The following is a 1688-nucleotide window of genomic DNA, read 5'->3' as shown; positions in this document are numbered from 1 at the left end:
GGGTGACGGCGTCCCCTATGTTGCTCCCAGCAGCAGCCGTGTTGGCCACCCGCTGAGGGATGAGGGAGTCCGGTGTTGTCGTCGACTCGAGTCCACCCGAACGAGGCCGCCCCCTGCCCCGGGGCCGGGGGGAACCGGCCGTGGGAACGCAGAGCCCGGTGGCCCGGGGCGGCGCTGGTCGCACTGGTCCTGCCCCTGGCCGCGTGCGGCACCGAGGGGATCGCCTCCGGGGGCGGTGAGGACCCGGAACTGATCACGGTGGTGGCGGCGGAGCCGGGGGACGGGGTCACCGAGTGGCGCGGGGACGCCTCCGACTTCGAGGACCACCCGTACAAGCCCGAGGGGCTCACGATCGACGTCGCCTACCCGGTGTTCTCGGGTGCCGACGCCTTCGCCGAGGAACTGGCCGCCCGGGTGGACCAGGAGGTGCGGGACTACCGGGGCGCCAGCCGGGATCCGGTGAGTCTGGGCGTCGACTGGGAGGTGGTCGCCGCCGGGAACGGGGTGCTGGGCGTGCGCCTGGTGCGCACCGAGGAGGACTTCCACGGCCTGCGCCAGGGGTACGGGACGTACTGGTACGACGCGTCCACCGGCCACACCGCCTACTCCACGGAGCTGCTGGCCGACGACGCGGCGCTCCGGGAGCTCAACGGGATCGTCCGCGCCTCGTTCGCCGACGAGGAGGCGGTGGACGCGCGGGGGCTGCAACCGGTGATGCGCACCTACGACTCGATGGGGTTCAACGGCGACGGGGACCTGGTGGTGGAGTTCGACGACGGGCACCTGTCCCCGATCGTGGAGGGCCACCCCCCGTCCTCGGAGCCGGGGCGGATGGTCGCGGTGGTGCCCGCCGAGGAGGCCGCGCCCCTGCTGTCCGGCCTGGGCGAGCGGGCGCGGGAGGCCGCCATGGCGGAGGAGCCCGTGCTGGCCGTGGAGGCCCCCGACGCCGAGCCCCCGGCCGACCCGCCGGTGCCGGGGGCGGTCTCGGCGGGAGACCCCGACCTGGACTGCGCCGGGGCCAAGTGCATCGCGCTGACCTTCGACGACGGACCGGTGGCGACGACTCCGCGGCTGCTGGACCTGCTGGCGGAGGAGGAGGTCGCGGCCACCTTCTTCCTCAACGGCAACCCGGCGCTGACCCGGCCCAGCGTGATCCGGCGCGCCTACGCCGAGGGGCACGAGATCGGCAGCCACAACCACCTGCACGAACGCATGCCCGATGCCTTCGAGGGGGAGGAACTGGTCCATCAGGTGGCCGCGGTGAGCGCGATGGTGCGCCGCCAGACGGGCCACACCGTGGAGCTGTTCCGGCCGCCGTTCGGCGACAGTTCACCGGAGGTGCTGGGGGAGATCGGCCGTCAGGGCATGGCCGAGATCCTGTGGAGCCAGGACAGCAAGGACTGGACCGGCATGAGCCGCGACGAGGTCGTGGAGAGCGTGGTGGACGGCGCCCGCCCCGGGGGCGTGGTACTGCTGCACGACACCCTGGAGCCGACCCTGGCCGCGGTCCCGGAGATCATCGAGCGGCTGCGGGCCGACGGGTACGAGTTCGCGACCGTCAGCCAGGTCTACGACGGCCCGGAGGCCGGGAAGAGCTACCCGCCCGAGGGGTTGTCCGCGCCCGCCGGTTCCTGAGGTCCGCGGGCGACGGGGCACGCGTGTCGGCGGCCGGTGGGAAGGGTCCCACC

The 1688-nt window shown here is 73.8% G+C and carries 1 protein-coding gene; it reads left to right on the top strand.

What is annotated here, in order from left to right:
- Nucleotides 1–75: 75 nt before the first annotated feature.
- Nucleotides 76–1635, top strand: a complete 1560-nt coding sequence (locus DQW06_RS27035) for a polysaccharide deacetylase family protein (protein WP_117199552.1) — start codon at nucleotides 76–78, stop codon at nucleotides 1633–1635.
- The last annotated feature ends 53 nt before the right edge of the window (nucleotides 1636–1688 follow it).

The organism is Nocardiopsis sp. TNDT3, from assembly GCF_003427465.1.
In the GTDB taxonomy this organism is placed as follows: Bacteria; Actinomycetota; Actinomycetes; order Streptosporangiales; family Streptosporangiaceae; genus Nocardiopsis; species Nocardiopsis dassonvillei.
Note: the sequence above shows the minus strand (reverse complement) of the source record. Positions and strands in the feature narration are given on the sequence as shown.